Raw genomic sequence first — 24,858 nt, 5'->3', positions numbered from 1 at the left:
TTCTCGTGAGGCACGCTCCCCCTTTAAGCGAGGGAAACTTAAACGGACCCAAGGATCCGCAGAGTGCTTTCCCTCTTAAGAGGCATCAGTTCAGGCTAACTCAGTCCCCTTGTCGTGTCGATCCGGTTGGATTGGCGCATGGTCTACGAATCTGAATTTTTGGCGGCTTGAATCGCCAGAGAAGCTTGACTCGATTCGAGGGGGACGTCACGTGACAACCTTATGACGAAGGTTGGCCGTCGCGCCACAAGGCGAGCGATTTGAAGATGACGATCAGCGGCGCCAGCCCCATCGTCAACTGTGGAAAGAGATAGTGATACGTGACGGTGAAAGCGAAATGCAAACGGTGAATCACCTCTGCGTCCAATCCTCACGCCCTCCTTCTCGCCGAACTTTCAACTTCTCGGAACGCTGCACCTTCTATTCTGCGTTCATAGACAGCTTGTTCGGCGTAGCTGCGGGTCCGCAACGCCGCGAGTCCTATTTTGCCCTCGAGAGGTCTTACAGATCTCACCATCCGACGCTCCCCATGTCGCGCGACAACAGCAAGATAGGCTCGGCCGACCTTACGGATTATCCCACAATGTGGCCACCGTCCGCAGGCACAAATCAGCAAAGGTCATGCCAGCCCGTGAAGCTGCATTTTTGCCCCAGCTGCGAGGCACTAGGTCGATTGACTGTGCGCGAATTTACGCATCGCTGATGGGTGATTTTGCGCTCCCCGACTCGCTCACCGCCAGCTCGGTCCATACCATACCGATCATCTCTCAATTCGCCCGTCTTCGATACTCGTTCGCCGAACACCGCGCAAACTCGGTCCATCAATTGCGATCATCTCGCGGAGTTTTTAGCAGACCGGGCATGGCTGGCATCGTGTAGATCGAGCGGCTCATCCGTGGCGATCATCTCTCGTAGTCTTTTGAGAATTCGGTGCTTAAGCACATAAACAGACTCAATCTTCAGATTCAACCTGCAGGCAATGGCTTCAATCTCTAGCCCTTCCTCAAGCAGAAGCTCGAACAACATCCTCTCTCGCGGTCCGAGCCGACAAGCCGCCCGGCGGATCTCTTCTTCGAGAATCTCGCGCTCGTAGTCCTGGGGGAAGACCACCCTCAAGTCGGCGGTGATTGGAATTCTCTCGCGCATCTTGCGCACGCGATCTAAAAGGTAGTTCCTCGTGGTTTTACGGATAAAAGCTCTCAGCTTGGCTTCCGCTCCGTCACGCAGCTCGCCATTGGCAAGTCGCAAAAAGATCCTGCTGCTGATGAGTCGCAACAAGATGTCGTAGCAGATGTCGTGCAACTCGTCAGCGCTCGCCCTTCTTCCGTAGAAGTGCGGGTAATTGCGCTTGGCCGCACGTTCGATCTGTTGCAGGACAGCTTGCCAGACGGATGGATCGAGATCCCCTGTCGGCAAAGACGCGCAAGAATCAACCACCTGCCTCTTCCGCCCCATCGCGAACCTCGCGGCGCTCACGGCCACTCGCCGTGCGAAGCTTCGCTCCTTGCCTGTCTCCGGGGCTAAGAGGCAAAGAGACGATGACTAGATCATCAAGTGAGGTTGCGCTAGAAGTTATCTCAAAAGCGGCAAAAGCTGAGGAAGAATCATGCCGTAAATGAGATAGCTTCTAGTCGGCTTCAACCGATTCGCCCGACAAATCAGGCAACACGAACACATATTACTTCCTCCATTCTATCTGTCAATATTGACATCTGCCTTAGGGCGATGCCTCTCCGGCTTTCATTAGAGCTGCTAAAGTTTTGTGAGGAGATGTCTTGAGAGGAGTATTTCGCTCTAGGGTGGCGCCAATTGAAGATTCTCCGCCGACGGGCGTTAAGATTCTCCCAGCTTGTTCGTTTCCATAATTCAGAAGGCAATAAAAGAACGAAGGTCGAGTCTGGAAAACGCCAATTCAGCCCCTTATGACTGAGTTGAGAGAGGCAGGAAAATTATGAGCAACACATATTCACTTGGAATCATTTTGTTGTTGGCGATTTTCTCTGGCGGCTCAATCACCGCTCAAGCTGCTTCGTCGGAGACCAAGCTCCTCTTCAAGTCGAACGTAGAGGCGGCTCGCTTTAAGGGAACGGGCGGAAAGCCTAGTTCACGGATGATCGACCTAAAGGGAAGAACCAAATCATTCTCCAAGGAAGGAAACAGCGCAAAAACTACAAGTACACGCGTAAATAGAGCATGCTTTTGCTCGCCTGCACAGGAAGCTGGCGACTGAGAGTGTTTTAAAGGATGCCTAGCCAGAAACGTTTCACCTGATTTACTCCTACATTGCGTAGATTCTTGCGCAAATGGTGATTGGGGAACATGCGCCAGTTGCATCGGGACTGGCGTCGTCGTGGTCATTGGTTGCGCGTTTGAGTGTGGTTACATCCAAGATTCCGGAGAGAAGGGCCCTGGAGTCATCTTGCCATAAATTCTTCGAGGGGACGTGAGATCGCTCGGCTGAAGCGGTTCCCTTACACAGAGCGCCAAGCGATAAAATTTTCGCCGTTAGATGAGACGAACATTCGTCAACAAACACCGATTCAGCAGGCGCTGTAAAATTAGGAGAACTATGAAGCACGTGATTTGCTCTATCATCATAGCAGCGACGGTGCTTATGACTAACGCAACGGGAAGGCAAACGGTGAGAAAGGCATGGCTCAAATACCGACGTGCGATGCAAGAAGTCGAAGCGGTACAAAACGCTGCTGATAGATTAGAGAATCCGCTCGATGTCGTGCGGGTCAAAGCTAAAGCCGCGTCGTTGCTCTGGACTGAATCGGCGGAAAGATCGCGCGCCGTTTTCGTCGACCTGTGGGATAAGGTAGAGAGTCAAACCGACAAGGACTTCGATAAAGAAGAGGCCAGAACGATCATCCTCCGCTACCTTTTTCCCAGGGACCGAGCGCTAGCGGATCAGCTTTTGAAGAAGACAGCGAAAGAGGATGAAGCCGATTCGGATTTCGCGCGGGTAATGGGGACCGATCCGCAAACCAAGCGATTGGCCTTCACGGCCTACCGTTTGGCCGAGACGGACGTCAGGCTTGCCGCCGCGGTGCTGGAAAAGAGCCTTGCGCGGAACACGTCGCCGATGTTTGCGCCGATTTTGACGAGGATCAGGGAGAAGGATCCTTCTCTGGCTAACACTGTAGCAGAGCGTTCGCTAGGGAACTTTTTGCGACAGCCGCGCACGGTGGCTCTTGTCGGGTTAAATAACATGATCGCGTATCTCTTTCCGTACTTCCCCTCAGCAGAGGTTTCGCCAGAAGTGAAGGAGTCAGATGAGAGGTTGCGTTTCCAGTTCGTGTCAATCGGGTATCAAGTGCTCGGGGAGTCTTTGGCCGAATCCGAGGAAAGCCTCGTTAAGGATCAGGGGCTACAACAGAACACGCTCAGTTTCAGGACGTTGTGCCAAGCGACGTTGGCAGCAACGTTAGCGGCTTTGTCTCCGCGCTACGCTCCTCAACTAACAGAGGCTTTGGACGCGACGGCCAAACGTTTGAGCGCTGGCCTACCGAACCAATTACTCGACGCCATTCAGGTGCAGGTGGCTGCAGTGAAAGGAGCGATCGGCAAGAACGGTGGAGATGGTTCGGAGGCTGAGATCATCAGCTCGATGGCTAGAGGTGACTTCGAAGCGGCGCAGGAGGCGATCGACAAGCTGAAAGACGAGAAGAAGAGGCTGTCATGGGGTGAACTGCTGCTCAAAGCGCGGGTTAAAACCCACCTTGGCCGGGGCGAACTATTCGAAGCGCTCAGCATAGCGCGAAAGATGAGAGATGGAACGCAGAAGATGCTGCTGTTGGCAGAGATCGCCAAAGTCGCACACGAGAAACGAGAGCCAGATCTTTTAACGACCATCCTTTACGAAGTGAAAAGGACCTCGGCCGACGCCTTGCCGAAAGGGATCTATGCTGTCGCTCTACTAACTATTGCTGCCGAGACGGCCCATTTTGCGCCGACGGAGGCGATGCTCATGCTGCAAGATGGCGTAGCCACGATCAATTCGCTGGCCGATGTCGGCGCCAAAGAACAAAAGGGTTCTCGGTCAAAACCGATTCTCAATGATCCCAGTAGTTTTGCCGACTCAGCCGAGTTGATGCGGGCCTTCTCTGCGTTGGGGGAGAAGGATTTGGAGAGAACATTGTCGATTGCAAACAGGCTGGAGAACAAGGCGGTGCAGATGGTTGCGCGACTGGCGACGGTCGAGAGAGCAGTTGAAAAGGGTCTGCCGAAATCTTCTTCAAAAGATCGCTCGCAATAACAACCGATTCGAGCTAACAACAGCTTATCCTAATATCGCCGAAAGCTTAATTATCTCTGACTAAGACTATCCATCAATGGGCATAAAAAGTTTCCCGAGTTTGGAATTGACAAAAGCGGTAGAAGGTTTTGATCATCTGGTTGGCTGGCTCTTTTTGGCAAGAAGGTGAGAAGGGGCACGTGGATGGCCGCTTCTATGTCGACGTCGAGACCGAACTCGAAGTCGTCTTTGCGAGAGAGATTACTGAGTGTGAGAGAACTCATGTTAATGACATCGCCCGCGCGCATAAAGCGAAATAGGGTTTTCGCTTCGTCACTTTTACGAGCGGAAAGCCGCAGGAACAAAGATACCCTCACTGTGCTTTTCCGTGCCCTGTTCTTGTTGTTAGTGCTTCTCAGCGTACGGGTTGAAGGTACAATAGCCGATTCCTCTTCCCAAGAAGAGATTTTGGCCAGTACTCCTGGCGAAACCTTTTTCGAAGAATGGCGCAAATTCGTTCAGCGAGGAGGACCTGCAGGCTTTTATATTTCGCCGAATTATACGAGTTTGGTTGAGCGAGTAGCCTCTGAATGGAGAGAGGCTGCATGATTCTTCTGACCATTTAACCATTTACTATAAATTTAAGGTCTTCACTTTGAATCGGAGGCATGTCTTGATCGAACTGATTGATCGATCTGGCAAAAGACTGGCAGGACCGGTAGGGTTCGAAGTTCAACTCACAGAAGATGGTCATTTGGCTGTCACTGATATAGTCACCTCTCAATGGCAAAAGCCTGATCTATATATCCATCTATACGTTCTTTTGACTCATCTAAGCGTCTCTTTGGGGGGAATATTTTTATTCATATTTCTGAGGAAAGATCCAAACAATCTTTTCAAAAAACAGATCCTTATAGCTTCATGCACTCTCGTCTTTACCATCATTATAGCAACAGATAGAGCGGTTTCAGGATCCTATAGCTCTTGGGCAGTTGAATGGCTAAGTTACGAGCTGGATGTAAGTGCTATCTCGCTACAAAGAGTCTTATCTGCATCCAATCATCTTTTGGGTTTGGTTTCATCTGTGATCTGGACTTTGGTTTTTCTCGAAGTAGCACGTAGGGTACCTAGGAAGACGATGCAAAAAACACCACATCTGTTTACGCTACGGCGTGCGCTTCAAGAGTTCCTCAAGCTGCAAATCAATCAGATCGTTTTCATAGTGATATTCCTTAATCTCTTCTTTTTCCTATACTTGGCATATCGGACGCCTATCTTTATCGCTGCTTTGGTCTCAGCCTCGGCAAGTATAATCATAATGACTTCTTACTCGACATGGCGCATACGGCGCGAAGCCATCGAAGTTCTTTCCGAGGATCATCCGATAGTTCGGGCCTTTATTCGCAAGCTCGCTGATGCCGGCCATAACCCTCAAATAAAGGAAGTCTATTTGATTTCCAGAGAGAAATGGCCTTTGCCTAACGCTTTCGTCATTGGCGTTTGGCCGAAGCAAACGATCGTAGGAGTAACTGAACCATTGCTTGAAAACTTCGGCGCCGAGGAAGTGATGGCCGTACTATTTCATGAGTACGGGCACTATAGTGAGAAGCATACAACTATATTCGCCGCTTTTTGGGCGCTCATCATTCCTTTGTACATTATCTTTGCAGTTAACCTCGATAAATGGTTGGAGTCATTCCTTTCGAATGAAGTAGTGTTAGGCTTTTTGTCATCTTGGCTAAAGCCACTGGGATTTTTATTGAGCGGGATCCTATTTTTGATGTTGATGCGATGGCTCGAAAGGAGAGCCGACCTTTTTGCGAAGCGCTTAGGTTACGGCGCGGCCTTAGGAGACGCGCTTGCTAAAATAGCGGACATAACTGGGCAGCCATCAAAATTGCCGCGATGGATTGAGTGGTTATCCACGCATCCCAGCGCTGACCGACGCAAAGAGAGCTTAAGTTAAGAGAGCTTTGACTTAGACCCGACCTAGCCTTAATCATGACCAACAAGAGAAGAAGGACTTACCAGCAGCGCCAGCATTCTCGCCAAATTCTTTACGCCGTACCCGTCATTGTTTTCAAAATGGTCCTCTTAGTTCTTGAGCGAACGTCTCGATCTTCCAGCGTGCGTGTCCGGCGCGCATCATCGGTTCAATCGTCTTCTTGGTCAACGGCAGAGCGCTCAACCACGTCCGAAGCGTGGTCCGGTCTTTCTTATCCGTCTGCTTGTAGAGCAGGTAATTGGCTTTGACATCAATCGCGCACTCACACAGGCCGCAAGTCCTTCGTTTAGGCAAGATGATGTTGCACGCCCTAATCATCCTTGGGGGCGCCACTCTTGAACTTGCTCCGTTTCGTTTTTTTCGCGTCGAAGCGCTTGCGTCCTAGTCATCCTTGGGGGCGCCACTCTTGAACTTGCTCACTGGCGCGGCGTCTTGGCGTTGTCCCTAACTATCGCGAAGTCGATATTACCGCCGAGGTGAGGAGATTGAGTGGCGGAGGTGCGGATGTCGCCATCGAAGCGCTCGGCACGCAAGAGAGGTTCGAGAATTGCCCGCGATGTCTGCGCTCTGGCGGAATGCTCTCGAGTCTTGGCGTGTATTCTAAGGAAGCTGCAATTGCCCTATGACGCCTTCTTCGCAGCCGGGATCGGTGATTATCGCATCGCGACGACTCTGTGACCGGTGGCAAAGAACGCATGCGCCGTTTGCACAGCGATGGTCAGGAGCGAACGCGTTGATCTCAGACCTCTCTTTATGCATACTTTCAACCTCGACCTGATCGTCGAGGCATACGACTTATTCGGCGCACGTCGCGACGGTTTGATGAAGGTCGCAATCAAACCATAAGGCCCGAAGCTTGACTGGGGCAGGCATGGCTCTCTCCTTAGCTCGCATGGTGGTCCTTTTTCAACCTAGCGATGAATTTCGTAGTTTCGACGATCACGATCGGCAAAGTGAAGCATAAACCTACCGCCACATAATCTGCCGCTGCCAGAGGCGTCAAATCGAGGACTGTGGCAAGTGGAGATAGATGGATGGCCAAAAGCTGCAACCCCAAGCTGATGATCAGGGCTAGGATGATCATCCGGTTGTGACCGAGGCGATGAAAGGCCGACTGCACACGCGAACGGCAGTTGAACATGTGTCCGAGCTGGACGGCGACCAAAGCGAGCAGGGCGATAGTGCGAGCATGCGCGCCAGGGCCATACTGGATGAGCGCCCAAAGATATGCGCCGACGATGAGCGCCGCCAACATTGCTCCTTGCCAAACGATCAACCACAGGAGTCGCCTCGAAAGGAGCGTCGCGCGAGGTGGGCGTGGCTGTCGTTGCATCGTCTCTGGATCCGGCGGCTCAACTGCGAGAGCGAAGGCTGGCAAGACGTCTGTGATCATATTGACCCAAAGTATCTGTAACGGCAATAACGGTAAAGGCAGTCCTCCGAGTATAGCGCTGAAGATTGCCAACACTTCGCTGAGATTATGCGAGAACATGCTATGCACGAACTTGGTAATATTTGCATAAATCGTTCGCCCGCCCTCAATGGCTTTTACCAAAGTCGCGAAGTTATCATCCGTAAGGATGATATCGGCGGCTTCCTTCGCCGCTTCCGTCCCACGCATGCCCATTGCGATGCCGACATCCGCAGCCTTCAAAGCGGGAGCATCGTTAACTCCATCGCCCGTGACGGCGACGATCTCTCGTGCCGCTTTCAATGCCATGACGATCCGCAGCTTATCCTCCGGCGATACTCGCGCAAACACGTCCGTCGCTGTCGCGATTTCAGCCAAGCGATCCCACCCCACATCTCGCAGTTCCCGTGCATGGAGCGCGCGCAGTCCATGTTCTGTTCCGATCCCCAGCTCACGAGCGATGGCACAAGCCGTGTTAAGCTGATCGCCTGTAAGCATGATGATCCGGATGCCCGCGAGCCTAGCTCGAGTGATCGCTTCGGTCACTCCCGCCCGAGGCGGATCGATCATCCCAACAAAACCGATGAAGGTATAACCGCCCGTCAGATCTAACTCCTCTAAAGCTGAGGCACCAGCGACGATCTTCTCCGCTAAACCGAGCACACGCAAAGCTCGGTCAGCCATCTCTCGATTCGCTTCTAAGAAACATTCCTTTTCCTGAGGGGTAAGCATGTGTGCTACGAGCTGGCGATCGTAACGAGATGAACAAAGATCGAGGATAACGGCCGGGGCACCTTTAAGCGCAACAAGCCAGTGGTCATCATCAGCGCGATGAACGGTTATCATGTACATCGTAGAAGCATCGAATGGGACTTCATGGACCTTACGATATCGTCCGCGAAGACGCTCAACAGGCAGCCCGCGGGCGCGCGTCGCTTCCAATAAAGCGACTTCCGTTGGATCTCCAGTCGCGCGCAACTCCCCCGACTCGTCCACATGCCAAGAGGCGTTATTGCAAAGAAGACAGACAAGCAACGCGCGCTCAAGCAGCCGATCAGCAGGCGCGGCTTGGGCATGAGAGATCTCAACAATCTGCCCACTGCTTAAATAGAAGGAGTGCGCCGTCATCCGGTTCTCGGTGAGCGTGCCGGTTTTGTCCGTACAGATGACCGTCACGCTCCCCAGCGTTTCGACCGCCGGAAGCCGTCGGACGATCGCACGTTCGCGCGCCATACGAAGCATCCCAAGAGCAAGGATTAATGTCGTAACGGCAGGGAGTCCTTCTGGAATCGCTGCTACCGCTAAGCTGATTGCCACTTCAGCCATTATCGGTAATGGATGACCGCGCGCCCATCCCGCAATAAAGATGATGAAAGCGATCGCCAACACAAACATGACTAAGCGTCGCCCGAGATCGGCCAGTCTCCTCTCCAATGGCGTTGATTCCTTTGCCGTTTGACCGACTAAACGCCCTATTCTCCCCAACTCCGTATGCGCCCCGGTCGCGGTAACGACGCCCATGCCTTGACCGGCGACGATGATCGTGCCGAGATAAAGCATCGAATGGCGCTCGGCGAGAGGGGCCTCATCGGCAACTGGCGATGCTCCCTTCGCGACCGGCGCGCTCTCCCCCGTCAAGGCCGATTCCTCAGCCCACAAATTGGCGGTTGAGATGATGCGCAGATCAGCCGGGATACGATCGCCAGCCCCGAGAAGTACGATGTCACCTGGGACAAGATCCTCCGCATCGACGATCGCCTCCCGCCCTTCACGGCGAACGCGCACGACCGATCGAGTTGCGCGCCGCAAAGCATCCAACGCACGCTCAGCTTGCCGCTCGGTTATAAAACCGATAGACGCATTGACGATGAGTACGACGAGAATGGCTCCCGCTTCGACGCGATCATCATACAAGAGCGCAACGATGATGGCGCCACCTAGCAGGGCGATGATGAGGCTCTTGAACTGGGCCAAGAAGATGCGCCAAGCGGAGCGCGCTCTCAGTTGAGGCATCTCGTTCTTGCCCCAAATGCCTCGCCGGCGCTCGACTTCCGATCGAGACAGACCGCCTTCAAGCGATACATCCAGAGCTTCCACAACGGCTTCACACGCCATCGCATGCGCCCGTCCCATGAGATCCTGCGTCCAACCTTGGACCATCATCTCTCCCTTTCGCCCGATTCGTTAACGCTCGGTCTAAATGATCACTGGGGCAACTCGCATTCCAATACGACTTAGACCTTCGCGCTCCGCCGATGGGATTGAGCTCTAACCTCATTCCCTCGCATCACAATACGACTTGAAAGATTCTCGACGATCCATTCCGCCCTTGAAACTAACCCCATCCCCTCGCGTCACAATACGACTCCGGTCATGTTGAAACTCGCCGCCGAGCAGGGAGCGTTCTGTGCGCTCTCATCCCAATAAGACTCGGATCTTCACCTCAACACTCCGATCTGGCATAAATTTTGCTCCTATCAAATTAGATTCCGCCCGAGGAGCATTCAGATGATCGTCCCGCTTAGCGATGAAGAGGCGCGCGAATTGCTGCGCAGAAACAAGCTGGCGCGACTCGGTTGCATCACGGACAAGTGGCCGTATGTCGTACCGGTAAATTACATCTACGATGATGGCGCGGTCTATCTCCATTCGCTTCCTGGGATGAAGATCAACGCGCTGCGCGCGCGCCCGGAAGCCTGTCTGCAAGTTGATGAGATCGAAGATGACCGACGCTGGCGGAGCGTTATCGCTTTCGGTCACTATGAAGAGATCAAGGACTCTCGCCGCAGCTTCTATCTTAACGAACTGCTCCGACATTTCCCCTGGCTTACCCCTGTCGAATCACGTATCGCCTTCGATGCCGAGCCGGTCCCCGTCATCATATTTCGCATTCGGATTGAAGAATTGACTGGGCTCAAAGAAGAGTAAAACCTTAAAGCTCGCCCGTGCCCTTTAGAACTATCTGATGGCGGAAAGGCAGCGTCTCGCGTTGAAGATGCTTGGAGCGAGGCCATTCTCTCTAGAAACTATGTTACATGACAAGGTGCGCGACGCTCCGGCTGGACTGCCTGCACTTGAAGCGGGGCCATACTCCCTAGAACTATGCTACCTTCGTCAATGAGCGCATCCGCCTGTTTCAGCATAAGAGGGTTACGCGCCACGCCATGCGTTTCGCGTTTAGAGATGAGAGGGGAAAATCCCCATTCAGTGCGTAAAAGCCCCCATCTGTCCGTAACGGAGATGGCGCGGCATCACGAGGAAGGGTTCAGATCCAGCGTTTGAAGGCAGATCTTATTCAGGACACGCAATCATCTCCAGAAGATCACGACGCAAAGCCGAATTGTGGCATGCTCTATGCTACTATAGCTAATGGCAATCAAGCCGACGGCTTGACAAGCGGCGAGCAGACATCCGATCGGATGATACAAATAGCCGAGAAGAGAGGTTCAAGATGGCTCATATACTGATCTTGGGAGGCGGCTTCGGTGGGGTGGTCGCCGCCGAACGTCTCGCTGAGAATCTCGCGCCGGAACATCAGATCACGCTCGTTTCGCGCAGCGATCGATTCGTCTTCTATCCGGCGCTCGTGCGCGTCGCCTTCGGTCGCGCCGACGTTGCCGATGTCTCGTTCGATCTACGCGAAGCGATGCTCAGCCGCCGTGTGCGCTTCATTCGCACCGAAGCGGTGCGCGTTGACTTTCGCCGCCGCATCGTCACGCTGGCGCGAGGCGAGTTCGATGGCGAACTCTCATACGACCACTTGATCATCGCCACCGGCAGAAGGCTCGCCACCGAACAAGTCGCCGGATTCTTCGAACACGCGCATCACCTGTTGTCGGTCGAAGCGGCGCTCAGGTTCGGCGAAGCTGTTCGCCGTTTTCAAGAGGGCCGCGCCGTGATCGGTTACTGCCCCGGCGCTCGGCTGAGCGTGCCCGTGTTCGAGACCGCGTTCGCGCTGGCGCGCCATCTTGAGGAGCGCCAAGCGCGCCATCGCGTGCGCATCACGGTCGTCACGCCGGAACAATCGCTCGACGCGATCGCCGGATTTGGCGGAGAGGATTTCACCGCCCGATTGCGACAAGCGATGGAGGCGCACGGCATCGAACTTCTGCCCGATTTTTCCGTCCGGCGTATTACCGAAGGTCAAGTCTGGGCCGATGACCAATCGAAGCTGTCGTACGATCTTCTGATGCTCGTCCCGCCATTTGCCGGCGCTTCTATCGGACTGCATCATTACAGCGCAGAGATCACCGATTACGACGGCTTCATCCGCACGGATCGCCACATGCGTGTACGCGAGATCGAACGCGCCTATGCGGTTGGCGATTGCGTGAGCTTCTCCGGCCCCAAGATGGGGCACATGGCCGTCCGACAAGCGGAGGTCGCCGCCGCCAACGTCCAAGCCGAGGTCGAAGGGCGCGAACCCTCAGCGCTCTACACGCATGAAGCAAGGCTCATCATCGACACGGGCGATGCGGATACGCTCTATTTGCATCAAGGTTTGTGGGAAGATGAGCCGCACGCCGTTCGGCAAGGTCGCTTCTGGAGTTGGGCGAAGCGCGTTCACGAAACCTATTGGCGAATGGAACATCGCTGATTTCCGTTGGAACGGTTGCGGAAGACTCGCGCGAAGTTCTCAGGTGAGGAGGATCTATGCCGGTTGAAATCGAGGAGATGCCGCCACAGGAAGCACACGCGCTGCTGGCGCGCCTCAGCTACGGGCACCTCGGTTGCGCCCGTAACAATCGCCCTTACGTCGTGCCGATCCACTACGCCTATCACGATCAGAAGATCTACATACTCACCACCGAAGGCCTGAAGACCGATTACATCGCCGCCAATCCGGAAGTCTGCCTGCAAGTTGAAGAGGTCAATAGTCCGACCGACTGGCAAAGCGTCGTCGTCATCGGTGAAGCGGAAAGGCTGACCTCCCCGGAAGATATCGAACGCGCCATGCAGCACATCACGAAGACCAATCCGACGCTCACTCCCGCGATCAACATCATGTGGATTGACGTGTGGGGCCGCGCTAACAGAGTCGCCACCTACCGCATCACTCCGCGCATTATCAGCGGACGGCGCACCGTCTCGCCGAAGTAATTCAGCGAGAGTCGAAAGTCATCCGCAATCCTATCGGTCGCTTTCCTGCGCTCTCCGCGCTTAGGAGTAGAGATCATGCGACTCACCTCGAATCATCAATAGCTGCGCGATGAGTGTCGGATGGCGAAAGCGCTCATTCGGCGTAATTCGGATGATCCACTCCGTGCTCGTAAGCGTAAGCGAGGGCTTCGATCTGCTGGTCCTTGATACGGTCCTTGTAGAAGCTCGCTTTCGTCGCAAGTTTCTCCACGCGGTCGATGACGTCCATGGCGACGCTGAAACGGTCTATCTGATTGATGATGGCAAGCTGCATCGGAGTGGTAATGCCGCCCCGCCCTTTGAGGAAAGGGACGAGATAGGCGGCCTCCATGCCTATCTTTCGATTTTCGCGATACCCTCGGACGTGTAGATTCTTGTGATTCGTCCTGCGATAGGCGAGCCGATGGATGAGCCACGGATAACCGTGGAAATTGAAGATGATCGGTCTGTCCTTCGTAAAGTAGGAATCGAACTCTCGATCAGTAAGTCCATCCGGATGTTCCCCGCTGGGGACGAGCGTGAAGAGGTTGACGACGTTGACGAATCTGATTCGCAGATCAGGGAAATACTCCCTCAAAATCTCGACCGCGCATTTGGCCTCCTTGGTTGGGACATCTCCACAGCTTGCGATCACGACATCGGGCTCTTCCTGCGGATGGACGGAAGCGAAGTCCCAGATCCCAAGCCCCTTGGTCACATGGTTGAAAGCCTCGTCTGCATCCAAGTACTGCGGGTGGCGTTGTTTGTCGATGACGATGATGTTGATCCTGTCGCTCGTCTGAAAAGCACGCCAAACGGTCCACAGGAGCGAGTTCGCGTCGGGCGGGAAGTAGAGCCGAACGACGCTGGGCCATTTATCGACGATCGCGTTGATGAAACCCGGATCCTGATGCGTGAACCCGTTATGATCTTGTCGCCAGACGACGGAGGTGAGAAGCAAGTTCAAGGACGGAATGGGAAGCCTCCAATGCACATCGGAAGAGATATCTAACCATTTGCCGAACTGATTGACCATCGAAGAGATGATTGGCGCGAACCCCTCATAGGTGCTCAGCAAGCCGTACCTGCCCGTCAACAGATAGCCTTCCAACCAACCTTCCACCGTGTGCTCCGAAAGATACTCCATGGTTCGCCCCGTGGGCGAAAGGAATCCCTCGTCGGCGTCTTCGGGCAAGGTCTTCGCCATCCATGCCTTGCCGAATTCGAAGACGGCATCGAGCCGGTTCGACTTGGTCTCATCGGGACCGAAGAGCCTGAAGCTGGTTGGATTGAGACGCATCACCTCTTTCAGAAAGTGGCCCAAAGGTTTGGTGTTCCCCGCAACAGTTGCGCCTTTCAGCTCCACCTTCACGGAGAACTTCTCGGGATTCGGGAGCATGAGCGCGTGCCGTCTTCCCCCAGCGTTCGCCTGAGGATTTGCGCTCATGCGTTTCTCGCCTTCGGGGGCGAGGCATCTCAGATCCTCTCTGAGCGCCCCTTCTTTCGTAAACAGTCTCTCCGGCTGATAGCTCCTCAGCCAATCTTCGAGCACGCGCAAGCTTTCGGGATCGGTTTTGACTTCAGGTAGAGGCACCTGATGCGCTCGCCAGTACCCTTCCAGGTGCGAATCTTTGATCTTCTTCGGCGCCGTCCAGCCCTTGGGTTCGCGAAGGATGATCAGGGGCAACCTCGCCCTTTGCGCTTGCCGCTTTGCGCGCGCCTCCTCGCGCAGAGCCAAGATCCTTTCCGCCGCCCAATCCATCGCTTCAGCCATCGACTCGTGCGCTCCCATCTGATCCGCGTCCGAAACGATCCTCGGCTCGTAACCGTAACCTCTGAACAAAGACGACAGTTCTTCATCCTCTATTCTCGCCAGAACCGTCGGGTTGTTTATCTTGTAGCCATTGAGCAACAGCACGGGAAGCACCGCGCCGTCTCTAGCTAGGTTCAAGAACTTGTTGGAATGCCATGCGGTGGCCAACGGGCCGGTCTCCGCTTCGCCATCTCCGACGACCGTAACGGCGATGAGATCTGGGTTATCGAAAACGGCGCCGTAAGCGTGAGCGAGACTGTAACCCAGTTCCCCGCCCTCTTGAATCGAACCGGGAAGCTCCGGCGTGCAATGGCTGCCGAACCCGCCGGGGAAAGAGAAGGCTCGGAAGAGCCGCCGCATGCCGTCTTCGTTTAGCGTAAACTCCGGATAGAGTTCGCTGAGAGTGCCTTCGAGATATGCGGGAGCGATCACGCCGGGCGCGCCATGCCCTGGTCCAGCGATGAAGATGCAATCGAGATCATATTTGATGATGACTCGGTTGGCGTGAACATAGACGAAACTCAAGCCCGGGCTCGCCCCCCAATGGCCCAAGAGCCGATTCTTTATGTGCTCAGGCCGCAGCGGCTCCTTCAGTAAAGGGTTATCTTGCAGGTAGATCATCCCTGCCGACAAGTAACAGCAAGCCTTCCAATACTCGTTCAGTCCATCGAGACCCATAACTCTATCTCCCCCCGAAGCATATTAAAGACGCCTTAATCCTCATGCCAACACGGGATGTCCGCCTATCGTCTCGAGCACTATTGGGAAGCATATTAACCGATGCTTCAATCCTCATACCAACCTTGCCGCAAAGCGACTGCCGTCTCCCCCAATTTTCGACAAATCCGCGAGCTTTGCGAATCGGGGTTGAATTCAGCGAAGAAGAGCCCGATCGTTTGGGTCTCCGATGGGGCCTCAGCGATGACGAAATCGAAGCGCTGGCGGATCTCACGCTCCGACCCTATTGACACCGACTCACCTGAAGATTAGGATGGGCGCGCGTTTGAAAGATTCGCGGGCAATGGGTCATAAAGTCGATGGGCTTCCGTTCACAGATCCTCGCCCCTCAATGATCCGGTAAGGAGATCACACATGAAAGCGCTTCTCGTCTATCCGCAATTCCCTGACACCTACTGGAGCTTTCGACACGCGCTGAAGTTCGAAGGCAAACGTTCGGCCTTTCCGCCGCTCGGATTGATGACCGTCGCCGCGATGCTGCCGGCAAACTGGCAGCGGCGCTTGGTTGACATGAACGTCGAGCCGCTCAAGCGAGCGGATATCGAGTGGGCTGACATCGTCTTCGCAAGCGCCATGCTCGTGCAGAAAGACTCGCTGCGCGCGGTGGTCCAACAGTGCAAGCTCCTCGGCAAACCCGTCGCCGTCGGCGGTCCCTACGTGACGACGACCTGCGAGGATTTGCCCGCCGACTACCTCTTCTTCGGCGAGGCCGAAGAGACGCTGCCGCGTTTCATCGAGGAGTTCACGCACGGCGGCGCGACCGAACGGATCTACGCCAGTCGCGAACGCCCGTCGCTCGAACTGACGCCGGTGCCCGAATTCAACTTGGTTGATCTGCGCCGCTACGTTTCGATGAGCGTGCAGTATTCGCGCGGCTGTCCGTTTCGCTGCGAGTTCTGCGACATCATCGAGATCTACGGGCGCGTGCCGCGGACGAAATCGCCCGCTCAGATGCTGACCGAACTCGACGCGCTGCGCGCAACGGGCTGGCGCGGATCGGTCTTCATCGTCGATGATAACTTCATCGGCAACAAACGCAACGTCAAACGACTGCTGCCTGAACTGGCCGAGTGGCAACAACGACACCGCTATCCGTTCAGCCTCTTCACGGAAGCGAGCGTCAATCTCGCCGAAGACGATGAACTTCTCGAGATGATGCGCCGCGCGGGCTTCCGGCGCGTCTTTCTGGGCATCGAAACGCCCGTCAAGGAGAGCCTCGCCGAAGCGCAGAAGGGGCAGAACCTGCAACGCGATCTTCTCGACGCGGTACGCAAGATCCAATCCTATGGCATGGAAGTGATGGCTGGGTTCATCGTCGGTTTCGATCATGACCCGCCCGACATCTTCGATCGTCAGATCGAGTTCATACGCGAGAGCGCTATCCCGCTGGCCATGGTCGGACTGCTCAACGCGCTGCCGGGGACTCAACTGTGGCGGCGGTTGGAACGCGAAGGGAGATTGCTCGGCGAAAGCAGCGGCAACAACACGGATTGTTCGCTCAACTTCATCCCGCGCATGGACGCCGGACGATTGATTGACGGTTACAAACGCATCCTGCAAACGATCTATAGTCCAACGGAGTACTACAACCGCGCGCTCGAATGTCTGAAGCGGTTGGCCCACTCCGGTTTTGAATCGCGCCACAACGAACTGGTCCACGATCTGGCCGCTTTGGTGCGCTTGGTGTTGGAACTAGGCATCCGCGACCCAGCGCGCACATCGTTCTGGCGCTATGTGGCGCGCACGCTGGCCGCGTGCCCGCGACGCTTCGCGCACGCGATGACGCTGGCGGCGATGGGCTATCACTTCCGCAAGTTGACGGAGAGCTATTTAAATGGATGGCCTTCAACTGACATAAAACAGGAAGGGCTCGACGACGAAGCGATATGCCAACTCCTCGGTTCACGAGCCTAGCCAGCGAGGTTCTTCTTCAATTCACAACGGCGCTTCAGCCTCTCCGTCTCCGCGTTTGTGGCAGTCGATCTTAACCTTTCGCCTCAGGGCCCACGCGGCGCGATCAATCTCGGGCGAGAAGAGCCATCGCTGCGAGGCGGTTCCCGCTCACCAAGTGCGCCGCTTCTTCCGGTGTGATACTGCGGCCCGCAGTAACGGCGCGGTTCTTGCCCGATGATGAAAGTCTTCGATCTGATCACCGGACAGGTCGGCGCCGCGATCAAGCCGGTCGTCGGATCTATATCGAGCGTGATCGTCCCGACGGATCGCGCCGAACCATCAGGCTGCGAGAGGCCGCGGCTTTCAAGGCGCGGCCTCTCCGCCCCCTGAGTCGGTTCCGCAGGCGAAGCTTCCGGCACCGGCAAATCAGGCGGCGGCGCATCGGGCATCTCTATCTCGGGCGTCGGCGATGCTTCGGGCGGCGCTTGACTCTGTACGGTCGGAGCCGTGCCGCGGATGAAATATTCGAGTCGCTTGTTCGGGCTATCGGGCGCGGCCAGTTGCCCCGTCGTCGGATCTATCTCCGCCGTCTCTATCCCGGCAGGCATCTGCCAATCGCCGGTCCACTCGGGATGCTCGTTGAGCGCCGCAGTCATAAAGTCGGCCCAGATCGGCAAAGCCGAGTCGGCCCCGGTCAGACCCAGTTGTGAACCATCGTCGAAACCGACCCACACGACGCAAACGAGCGAAGGCGTGTAACCGGCAAACCAACCATCGCGCGACGTCCCGGTCTTGCCCGCAACGTTGGCCCGAAATCCGCGCGCGCGCAAACGCGCCGCCGTGCCCCGATTAACCACATCCTTCATCATCGATGTCATGATGAACGCCACCTCGGGCGTCAGCACCTCGTTCTTCTGCCCGACGGGAGCGACCACCGTCTCGCCGCGCCCGGTCGTGATCCGATCGATGGCAACCGGTGTGACACGGACCCCGTTTTGAGCGAAGGCCGTGTAAGCCGAAGCGATCTGCAGCGGCGTCGCCTCGTTGGTGCCGAGCGCCATCGCCAAGTACGGACGCGCTGGCTTGGGAAGTCCAGCCTTCGCCGCCAAGTTCATCACCCGCCCAATGGTCACCTCATTCGCCACTTCGACCGTGACGACGTTCAGACTCCGCACCAGCGCATCGCGCAAGGTGACCGGAGCGTAAGTGTATTGATCGCCGAAGTTGCCGGGCGAATATTCCTGATCGTCGAAGGTGAACGTCTTCGGCTCGTCCATGAAGGTCGTCGCGGCAGTGATCACACGCGGCACGGGATCATAAGCCGTGTTGAGCGCCGTGGCATAGACGAACGGTTTGAAGACGGAACCGGGCTGACGCAAAGCTTCGACCCGATTGAGTTGACTCTTCTCGTAATCGCGCCCGCCGACCATCGCCACGATCTCGCCCGTCTGCGCGTTCAGCGCGACGAGCGCCGCTTGCACCGTCCCGGGCGCGATCTTTCTACGCGCCAAGACGCGATCGAGCGCAGCGAGCTGTTTAGCTACGGCAGCATAAGCGGCGCGCTGCAGATCCATGTCGATCGACGTGTAGATGCGCAGATGTTGCGCCGCGCTCATATCGGCGAGGTAGTCGCCGAGCAGATTCTGCACGTAATCGACGAAATACGGCGCCTCAGAGATATCAACCCGCCCTTTGGCCGGAGCGACCTTGAGCGGCGTCGCCTGCGCTTCAGCCGCCTCCTGCGGCGTGATCGCGCCGGCCTCGGCCATCGACTGCAGGACCTGATTGCGCCGTGCCGTCGCTCGCTCCGGATCGCGATACGGGTTATAACGATTCGGACTGCGGATCAGCCCGGCGAGGAAGGCCGCCTCCGGCAAGGTCAATTCGGTGACATCCTTGTTGAAGTAGGCTTGCGCCGCTTCGCCGAAACCGTTGATCGAAAATCCGGCCTGCTGGCCCAAATAGACCTCGTTGCAGTAGAGCGCGAAGATCTCCTCTTTCGACAAGCGCGTCTCTAGGATGAGAGACATATAAGCTTCGGCCAGCTTGCGGCGCAGCGTCCTTTCGGGCGAGAGCAGGAGATTCTTCACGAGTTGTTGCGTGATGCTCGATCCGCCCTGGCGGGCGAGAGGCGAGTTCGGATCCGCATCGTAACGGCGCCATAGCGCGCGCAAGATGCCGCGAAAATTGATCCCCGGATGCTCGAAGAAACTCCGGTCCTCCGTGACGAGGATCGCTTTGACGAGATGCGGCGGCAGATCTTTGAATCCGATGACGCGACGTTTCTCGCGCTCGCGCCCCATGACGGAACTGATCTGCTCTGGTTCGAGCCACGCGCGCGTGATTCGCCTGCTGTTGTCAAGATCGGTGATCGAGGCGATGCCTCTTCCGCCGCGCGCAAACTGCACGCGCAGTCGCGCAAAGACGCGCTGCCCATCGATCACGCTATTTTCGCTCGGTTCGATCTCGACGGCGGTGCCCTCAACGGCATAACGACCGCGTGAACTGTCGGCCTGCTGCCCGCGTTCGACGTAACCGGCGCGCTTCAAAAGCGCGATCAGGTCGTCAAGCGACAGGTTCTCCCCTACGCGGATCTCTTTCGGCGCCGCATAGATCCCCGCCGATCGCGTGAAGATCTCTCCGCGCAACAGACGGTCGATGCGCGCCGAGAAGACGACGTAGTAATACGCCAAAACCCCTAGGCAGGCTGTCGCCAGAACGGCGAGCACGGCGATGACCGGCGCGCTGAAGAGACGCCGCCACCATTCGCGCCGCGGCTCCGCCCAGTCGTCATACCGCACCACTCGCGCCTTCGACGACCGACGCCTTTGCTTGGTTGGATGACCGACCGCCATCTTCACGCGAAAGGCGCTCGAACGGCTACTTTCAAGCGCCTAAACCGAATCTCAATCTAAACCGTTCGCGCGCCTCATGTCCACTCCAGATTTAGCTCAATGAACCGGATCCGCCATTTGGTAAGCGCCATCTCTTTGATGTATTTTCTTGTCCTGCGGGTTCTTCCAGAGAGTAGGTGAGCGAAGGAGGTCCTTGATCAAGCGTTGAGCGCACCTTTGCCATTCGTCTCGTCTGACATCAGAACCGAAGGGCGGCCCGTCGTCCGCTGCGAGCGATGCGATTCCGAAACAGACCATTTCATCCAGTACGTTGGCGCGGATAATGACATTCATTATGTCTGTTGGGACTGCGTCGGACGCGAGGAGAAGCGCGTCATCGTGCGGCCCGGATGGCGGCGCATGAAGCGCGATTACAAGGCCGTTTGATTCCGAATGGATCGCTTCGCGTAAGGCGCGGAGCCCGAAGAAAGTTCTAAACGATCTGAAATTGAAGATCTTAATCACAGGCGGCAGCGGCTATCTCGGCACTTATCTTCGCCGATTCTTCAACGCCGACGACTTTTCGCGTCGCTCTTACTGCGATATTCTGAATCCGCACGATGCCACGATCATCAGCGATTATGACGCGGTGATCCATCTGGCCGCGCACTCGGACAAATCGCCCGCCGCTGCCGAGACATGTTTCCGCGTCAACGCCGAAGGCACAGCGCACGTCCTGCGCCACGTGCGTCGCGGCGCCATCTTCATTTATGCCTCGACCAAAGATGTCTACGGCATGCACGCGGATCGCTACGAAGAGGTTCCCGAAACATGTCCGACCGACTACTGCGGTCAAGCGGCGTTCGAATGGTCGAAGCTGATCGGTGAGCGTTACGTGGATTTCTACGCGCAGGCGCGCGATCTGCGAGTTTGCATCTTTCGTCTTTCGCCCGTCTATGCGCCTTCGTCCGAAGGCAATCAGCCGAGCTTCGTGGGGAACTACATCGAAAGGATCAGCCGCAATCTGCCGATCAGGTTGCCGCTCGATGGAACGCCGCGTCGCGATCCGCTCTACGTCGAGGATTTCGCGCGCGCCTGCCGCGCCTTTATAGATTCGAACATACGGCGCGGATTGTACAATCTCGGCGCGGGCGTCCGCCATGCGGCCAGTTTACGCGAAATAGTCGAACTGATCGGGCGTCTCATGGGGCGCGAGCCGCTCATCGAACCGAGCGAAGCGACGCCCGTTCCAGTGAATTACGTCGCCGATATCGCGCGCGCTCGCGCCGAACTCGATTGGGAGCCGATCGTCTCCCTCGAAGAGGGCATACGCCGAATCATCGGTTGAAGAGCTGAGCTACGCCGAATGGGAGAAGGTGAGCCGATCATCCGCACAAATCGAACGCATACTCGTGCATGGCACCAGTTGGGTGGGCGACACCGTCATCTCGCTTCCCGCTCTCAAGCACTTGCGGCGGATTTTCCCGCACGCTCATCTCGCATACGTTGCGCGCCCATGGACCGCCGGACTGTTCGCCGAAAGCGATCTCATCGACGAACTCCTGATCTACCAACGCCGCTCCTTCCTCTCTCCGCTACGACAAGCGAAGCGATTGCGCCAAGCGACGTTCGATCTGGCCGTGCTCTTTCAGAACGCATTCGAAGCGGCGCTGATCGCCGCTTTGGCGCGCATCCCAACCCGCATCGGGTACGCGACCGACGGGCGCGCCCTTCTCCTTACGCATCCGGTGCGCCTTCCAACTTGGCGCGCCGAGCGGCACGAAGTCTTCTACTACCTCAATCTCGCGACGGAGATCGAAAGGCTGCTTTGCGCCCGTCAAAGCTCCCCCCTCTCGGATGGGGCCGCGCTCGCACCGTGCCTCGAAGTTTCGCCGCAGCGCCAAGCGCGCATACGCGCCATTTTACGCGAGCGGGGGATGTCCATTAGCGGACCGCTCGTCGCCCTCTGCCCGGGCTCGACCAACAGCGAAGCGAAACGTTGGCCCGCCGACCGCTTCGCCGCCTTGGGGGATCGTTTGATAGATGAATTGAACGCTGAAATCGTGCTGATCGGCGCGCCGAGCGAAATGGAGGTAGCCCGGGAAGTGGCTGCGAAGATGAAACATGAACCTAAAATCCTCACCGGCACGCTAGACATCGAACAGGTCACGGCCTTGCTCAGCATCGCCGATCTGCTCGTCACCAACGACACCGGCCCAGCTCACATCGGCGGAGCGCTCGGCAAACCGACGCTCGTCATCTTTGGCCCGACCGATCCGACAAGGACGCGCCCTTTTTCGCCAACGGCGGAGATCGTACACCATCCTCCGCCATGCGCCCCGTGCCATTTGCGTCAATGCCCGATCGACCATCGCTGCATGACCGACATCACGGCGGACGAGATCTTCGCCAAAGCCTTTCGAATCCTCCAGCGGCCTCTGCTAGAATCAGCAAACGGTTCGCAATCGAAGGCGAATATCGAGCGAAACATCCATAACGATGGACCGATCAGTAATCGCTGAACCTAAGCTACGTCGCGCGGTATTCATCGACCGCGATGGGACGCTTTCCGAAGAGGTTGGATACGTCAACCATCCGTCGCGCTTTCGCCTCTTCCCTTTCTCCGCCGAAGCGATCCGGAGACTGAATCGGGCGGGTTGGCTGGCGATCATCATAACAAACCAAGCTGGCATCGCGCGCGGTTACTTCAGCGAAGATCTTGTCTTGGAAGTTCACCGCCTGCTGCGCGAACGGTTGGAGAGCGAAGGCGCGCGCTTGGATGCCATCTACTACTGCCCACATCATCCGTCGGTCGGCGAACCGCCTTACCGCCAAGACTGCGATTGCCGCAAACCGAAGCCCGGTTTGGTCCAGCGCGCGGCGCGCGATTTAGCCATAGACCTAACGCGAAGTTGGATGATCGGCGACCGTTACAGCGACATCGAACTGGCGCGCAATGCCGGTCTGCGCGCCGCCTTCGTGCTCACCGGTTACGGACTCGGCGAATGGGAATATCAACGAGCGCGATGGGAACATATGCCCGATCTGATCGCGCCCAATCTGCTCGAAGCGGTCGAACGCATCACGACGGATGGGGAAGCGCACTTAAGCGCAGAGTCGCCTGTGTGGCTGAAAAGTTGAAGAGGATGCTCGAGCTCGATGAGCGCTTCGCGGACCAGCGGGTCGCATGTGTAGCTGAAATGTTGAAGAGAGCGGGTGTAATATAGTGAGCGTGCCAAACCGTTCGAGAGATGATCGGCTCGCGATCGATGATGCGCCTCTTCGCTTGCGTCTCCAATCGCTTGTGCGCTCTTTCGCCGAGTGTCGCGTCGCAGTCGTCGGTGACATCGTCGCCGATCAATTCGTCTATGGCGAGATCAGTCGCGTCTCGCGCGAGGCTCCCGTGCTCATCTTGCGTCACGAGCGGACGGAGACGCTTCCGGGCGGCGCCGCCAACTGCGCGATGAACTTGGCCGCGCTCGGCGCAAAGGCGACGCTCATCGGCGCCATCGGAGATGATGAGGCCGGTCGAAAGGTGATAGATAAGCTATCCGCAGCCGGAGTCGCCTGCGATTCGATCATCGTCATCAAAGGCGCGCGCACGACGACGAAAGTTCGCATCCTAGCCGGACGAGCCCACGCCCCGCGCCAGCAGGTGATCCGCGTCGATTACGAAGGGGAAACTCCAATGAACGAAACCTCGCGCCAGCTCTTGCATGCCAACGCACGCGACGTTTTCGCGCGAAGCGATGCGATCGTCATCTCCGACTACGGTTACGGCATCGTTTCGGCGGAAATTGCCCAAAGCGCACAACGGGCGATGGCGCGCGGGATTCCGGTCGTAGTCGATTCGCGCCATCGCCTCTTCGAATTCAAAGGCTTCACTTCGGCCACGCCGAACGAAGCCGAAGTTGAAGATCTTTGCCGCGAACGTATCGCTGGCATCCGCAGGTTGGAAGAGATCGGCGAAGAGTTGAGACAGCGTCTGCGTTATCGCGCGCTACTTATCACGCGCGGCGGTGACGGGATGCTGCTCCTCGAAGCGGAACGCCCGCCGCTTCACATCCCGATCGTCGGATCGCGCGATGCGGTGGATGTCACCGGCGCTGGAGACACCGTGATCGCCACCTACACGCTTGCGCTCGCCTGCGGCGCCCCATTCAGCGATGCGGCGCGGCTGGCAAACTACGCGGGCAGCGTTGTCGTGATGAAACGCGGCACGGCGACCGTCTCGACCGAAGAGCTTTTGACCGTCTTGGCGCATGAGAGCACAGGATGAGCAGAACGACGCGGCTTCGCGTATCCTCGAGCGCAACCGCCTGATCGCGCGCGTCGCCATCGCGCGCAAAAATGGCGCGCGCATAGTCTTCGCCAACGGGTGCTTCGACATCTTGCACGTCGGACATGTCCGTTACCTCGAAGCGGCGCGCGCGTTGGGCGATCTTCTCGTTGTCGGCATCAACTGCGATGAACAGGTTCGGGCCCTTAAGGGACCCGGCAGGCCGCTCATCCCCGAACGTGAACGTGCGGAGATCGTCGCCTCTTTGCGCGCGGTCGATCTGGTGACGATCTTTCACGAGCCGACCGTGGAAGCCTTGCTTTTAGCCATTCGCCCGGACATCCACGCGAAAGGGACCGACTACACCGAGGAGACCGTTCCCGAGCGCGAGATCGTGCGCTCATACGGCGGGCGCGTCGTCATCGTCGGCGATCCAAAGGAGCATTCTTCTTCCGCACTGATCGAGAAGTTAAAAGGGGCGAAAATGGGTCGCTGAAAGATCCACGCGAAAGTTTCAAGGCGAACAA

20 protein-coding genes and 1 pseudogene are annotated in these 24,858 nt (G+C 56.7%); 14 read left to right on the top strand and 7 right to left on the bottom strand.

Going from position 1 to position 24,858, the window contains the following annotated elements:
• Nucleotides 1–220 precede the first annotated feature (220 nt).
• A complete protein-coding gene (locus tag PYK22_RS17600; protein ID WP_157770813.1) occupies nucleotides 221–367 on the bottom strand; it encodes a cytochrome ubiquinol oxidase subunit I in 147 nt (48 codons plus the stop codon).
• Between the two features lie 464 nt (nucleotides 368–831).
• A complete protein-coding gene (locus PYK22_RS10010; RefSeq protein WP_162199835.1) occupies nucleotides 832–1,455 on the bottom strand; it encodes a sigma-70 family RNA polymerase sigma factor in 624 nt (207 codons plus the stop codon).
• A gap of 496 nt (nucleotides 1,456–1,951) precedes the next feature.
• Here PYK22_RS10010 and PYK22_RS17760 point away from each other — a divergent pair, with 496 nt between their 5' ends.
• The 3 genes from PYK22_RS17760 (at nucleotide 1,952) to PYK22_RS17590 (ending at nucleotide 6,206) form a co-directional block, all read left to right on the top strand.
• The gene (locus tag PYK22_RS17760; RefSeq protein WP_162199834.1) at nucleotides 1,952–2,230 is read left to right on the top strand and encodes a hypothetical protein; all 279 of its coding nucleotides are present in this window, start codon (nucleotides 1,952–1,954) and stop codon (nucleotides 2,228–2,230) included.
• Nucleotides 2,231–3,214: 984 nt separating this feature from the next.
• Nucleotides 3,215–4,261 (top strand): hypothetical protein, encoded by a 1,047-nt coding sequence (locus PYK22_RS17595; RefSeq protein ID WP_162199833.1) that lies wholly within the window; start codon nucleotides 3,215–3,217, stop codon nucleotides 4,259–4,261.
• A 652-nt stretch (nucleotides 4,262–4,913) separates the two neighbouring features.
• The gene (locus PYK22_RS17590; RefSeq protein ID WP_157770810.1) at nucleotides 4,914–6,206 is read left to right on the top strand and encodes a M48 family metallopeptidase; all 1,293 of its coding nucleotides are present in this window, start codon (nucleotides 4,914–4,916) and stop codon (nucleotides 6,204–6,206) included.
• 114 nt (nucleotides 6,207–6,320) lie between these two features.
• Here the strand turns inward: PYK22_RS17590 and PYK22_RS09995 are convergent, their stop codons facing one another.
• Entirely contained in the window at nucleotides 6,321–6,563 is a 243-nt protein-coding gene (locus PYK22_RS09995; RefSeq protein ID WP_041976816.1) for a hypothetical protein, read from the bottom strand.
• A 101-nt stretch (nucleotides 6,564–6,664) separates the two neighbouring features.
• On the opposite strand from PYK22_RS09995, the pseudogene PYK22_RS18380 reads away from it, so the two are divergent.
• Nucleotides 6,665–7,091 (top strand): annotated as a pseudogene (locus PYK22_RS18380) (zinc-binding dehydrogenase); the annotation flags it as partial.
• A 37-nt stretch (nucleotides 7,092–7,128) separates the two neighbouring features.
• Here the strand turns inward: PYK22_RS18380 and PYK22_RS09985 are convergent.
• Nucleotides 7,129–9,771 (bottom strand): cation-translocating P-type ATPase, encoded by a 2,643-nt coding sequence (locus PYK22_RS09985; RefSeq protein ID WP_235789166.1) that lies wholly within the window; start codon nucleotides 9,769–9,771, stop codon nucleotides 7,129–7,131.
• Nucleotides 9,772–10,164: 393 nt separating this feature from the next.
• On the opposite strand from PYK22_RS09985, the gene PYK22_RS16715 reads away from it, so the two are divergent.
• From PYK22_RS16715 to PYK22_RS09970, 3 genes are all read left to right on the top strand, one after another.
• On the top strand, nucleotides 10,165–10,584 hold the full coding sequence (locus PYK22_RS16715; RefSeq protein ID WP_060635544.1) for a pyridoxamine 5'-phosphate oxidase family protein: 420 nt from the start codon (nucleotides 10,165–10,167) through the stop codon (nucleotides 10,582–10,584).
• Between the two features lie 523 nt (nucleotides 10,585–11,107).
• A complete protein-coding gene (locus PYK22_RS09975) occupies nucleotides 11,108–12,253 on the top strand; it encodes an NAD(P)/FAD-dependent oxidoreductase (protein WP_041976813.1) in 1,146 nt (381 codons plus the stop codon).
• Between the two features lie 56 nt (nucleotides 12,254–12,309).
• Nucleotides 12,310–12,756, top strand: a complete 447-nt coding sequence (locus PYK22_RS09970; RefSeq protein WP_041976811.1) for a pyridoxamine 5'-phosphate oxidase family protein — start codon at nucleotides 12,310–12,312, stop codon at nucleotides 12,754–12,756.
• Nucleotides 12,757–12,889: 133 nt separating this feature from the next.
• Here PYK22_RS09970 and PYK22_RS09965 read toward each other — a convergent pair whose 3' ends face one another.
• Together PYK22_RS09965 and PYK22_RS17755 are read right to left on the bottom strand one after the other, a co-directional pair.
• Nucleotides 12,890–15,265 carry a phosphoketolase family protein gene (locus PYK22_RS09965; protein WP_041976810.1) on the bottom strand — a complete coding sequence of 792 codons (2,376 nt, stop codon included), beginning with the start codon at nucleotides 15,263–15,265 and terminating at the stop codon, nucleotides 12,890–12,892.
• Nucleotides 15,266–15,372: 107 nt separating this feature from the next.
• Complete coding sequence (locus PYK22_RS17755; RefSeq protein WP_041976807.1) at nucleotides 15,373–15,558, bottom strand: hypothetical protein; 186 nt, start codon at nucleotides 15,556–15,558, stop codon at nucleotides 15,373–15,375.
• Nucleotides 15,559–15,679: 121 nt separating this feature from the next.
• Between PYK22_RS17755 and PYK22_RS09955 the strand changes: the two genes are divergently transcribed.
• Entirely contained in the window at nucleotides 15,680–17,239 is a 1,560-nt protein-coding gene (locus PYK22_RS09955; protein WP_083437769.1) for a B12-binding domain-containing radical SAM protein, read from the top strand.
• An 83-nt stretch (nucleotides 17,240–17,322) separates the two neighbouring features.
• Here the strand turns inward: PYK22_RS09955 and PYK22_RS09950 are convergent, their stop codons facing one another.
• Nucleotides 17,323–20,073 carry a PBP1A family penicillin-binding protein gene (locus tag PYK22_RS09950; protein WP_060635543.1) on the bottom strand — a complete coding sequence of 917 codons (2,751 nt, stop codon included), beginning with the start codon at nucleotides 20,071–20,073 and terminating at the stop codon, nucleotides 17,323–17,325.
• A gap of 204 nt (nucleotides 20,074–20,277) precedes the next feature.
• On the opposite strand from PYK22_RS09950, the gene PYK22_RS09945 reads away from it, so the two are divergent.
• From PYK22_RS09945 to PYK22_RS09920, 6 genes are all read left to right on the top strand, one after another.
• Nucleotides 20,278–20,499, top strand: coding sequence for a hypothetical protein (locus tag PYK22_RS09945; RefSeq protein ID WP_157770809.1), 222 nt, complete (start codon nucleotides 20,278–20,280; stop codon nucleotides 20,497–20,499).
• 61 nt (nucleotides 20,500–20,560) lie between these two features.
• Complete coding sequence (locus PYK22_RS09940) at nucleotides 20,561–21,400, top strand: NAD-dependent epimerase/dehydratase family protein (RefSeq protein WP_041976803.1); 840 nt, start codon at nucleotides 20,561–20,563, stop codon at nucleotides 21,398–21,400.
• 28 nt (nucleotides 21,401–21,428) lie between these two features.
• A complete protein-coding gene (waaF, locus tag PYK22_RS09935; protein ID WP_157770808.1) occupies nucleotides 21,429–22,574 on the top strand; it encodes a lipopolysaccharide heptosyltransferase II in 1,146 nt (381 codons plus the stop codon).
• The gene (locus PYK22_RS09930; protein ID WP_041976799.1) at nucleotides 22,552–23,193 is read left to right on the top strand and encodes a D-glycero-alpha-D-manno-heptose-1,7-bisphosphate 7-phosphatase; all 642 of its coding nucleotides are present in this window, start codon (nucleotides 22,552–22,554) and stop codon (nucleotides 23,191–23,193) included. Before waaF ends, PYK22_RS09930 begins: the two co-directional genes overlap by 23 nt.
• 91 nt (nucleotides 23,194–23,284) lie before the next feature.
• Entirely contained in the window at nucleotides 23,285–24,331 is a 1,047-nt protein-coding gene (locus PYK22_RS09925) for a bifunctional heptose 7-phosphate kinase/heptose 1-phosphate adenyltransferase (protein ID WP_162199832.1), read from the top strand.
• Entirely contained in the window at nucleotides 24,315–24,827 is a 513-nt protein-coding gene (locus PYK22_RS09920; protein WP_060635540.1) for an adenylyltransferase/cytidyltransferase family protein, read from the top strand. Before PYK22_RS09925 ends, PYK22_RS09920 begins: the two co-directional genes overlap by 17 nt.
• The last annotated feature ends 31 nt before the right edge of the window (nucleotides 24,828–24,858 follow it).

The organism is Pyrinomonas methylaliphatogenes, from assembly GCF_000820845.2.
GTDB lineage: Bacteria > Acidobacteriota > Blastocatellia > Pyrinomonadales > Pyrinomonadaceae > Pyrinomonas > Pyrinomonas methylaliphatogenes.
This window is presented reverse-complemented; position numbering and strand designations above follow the sequence as displayed.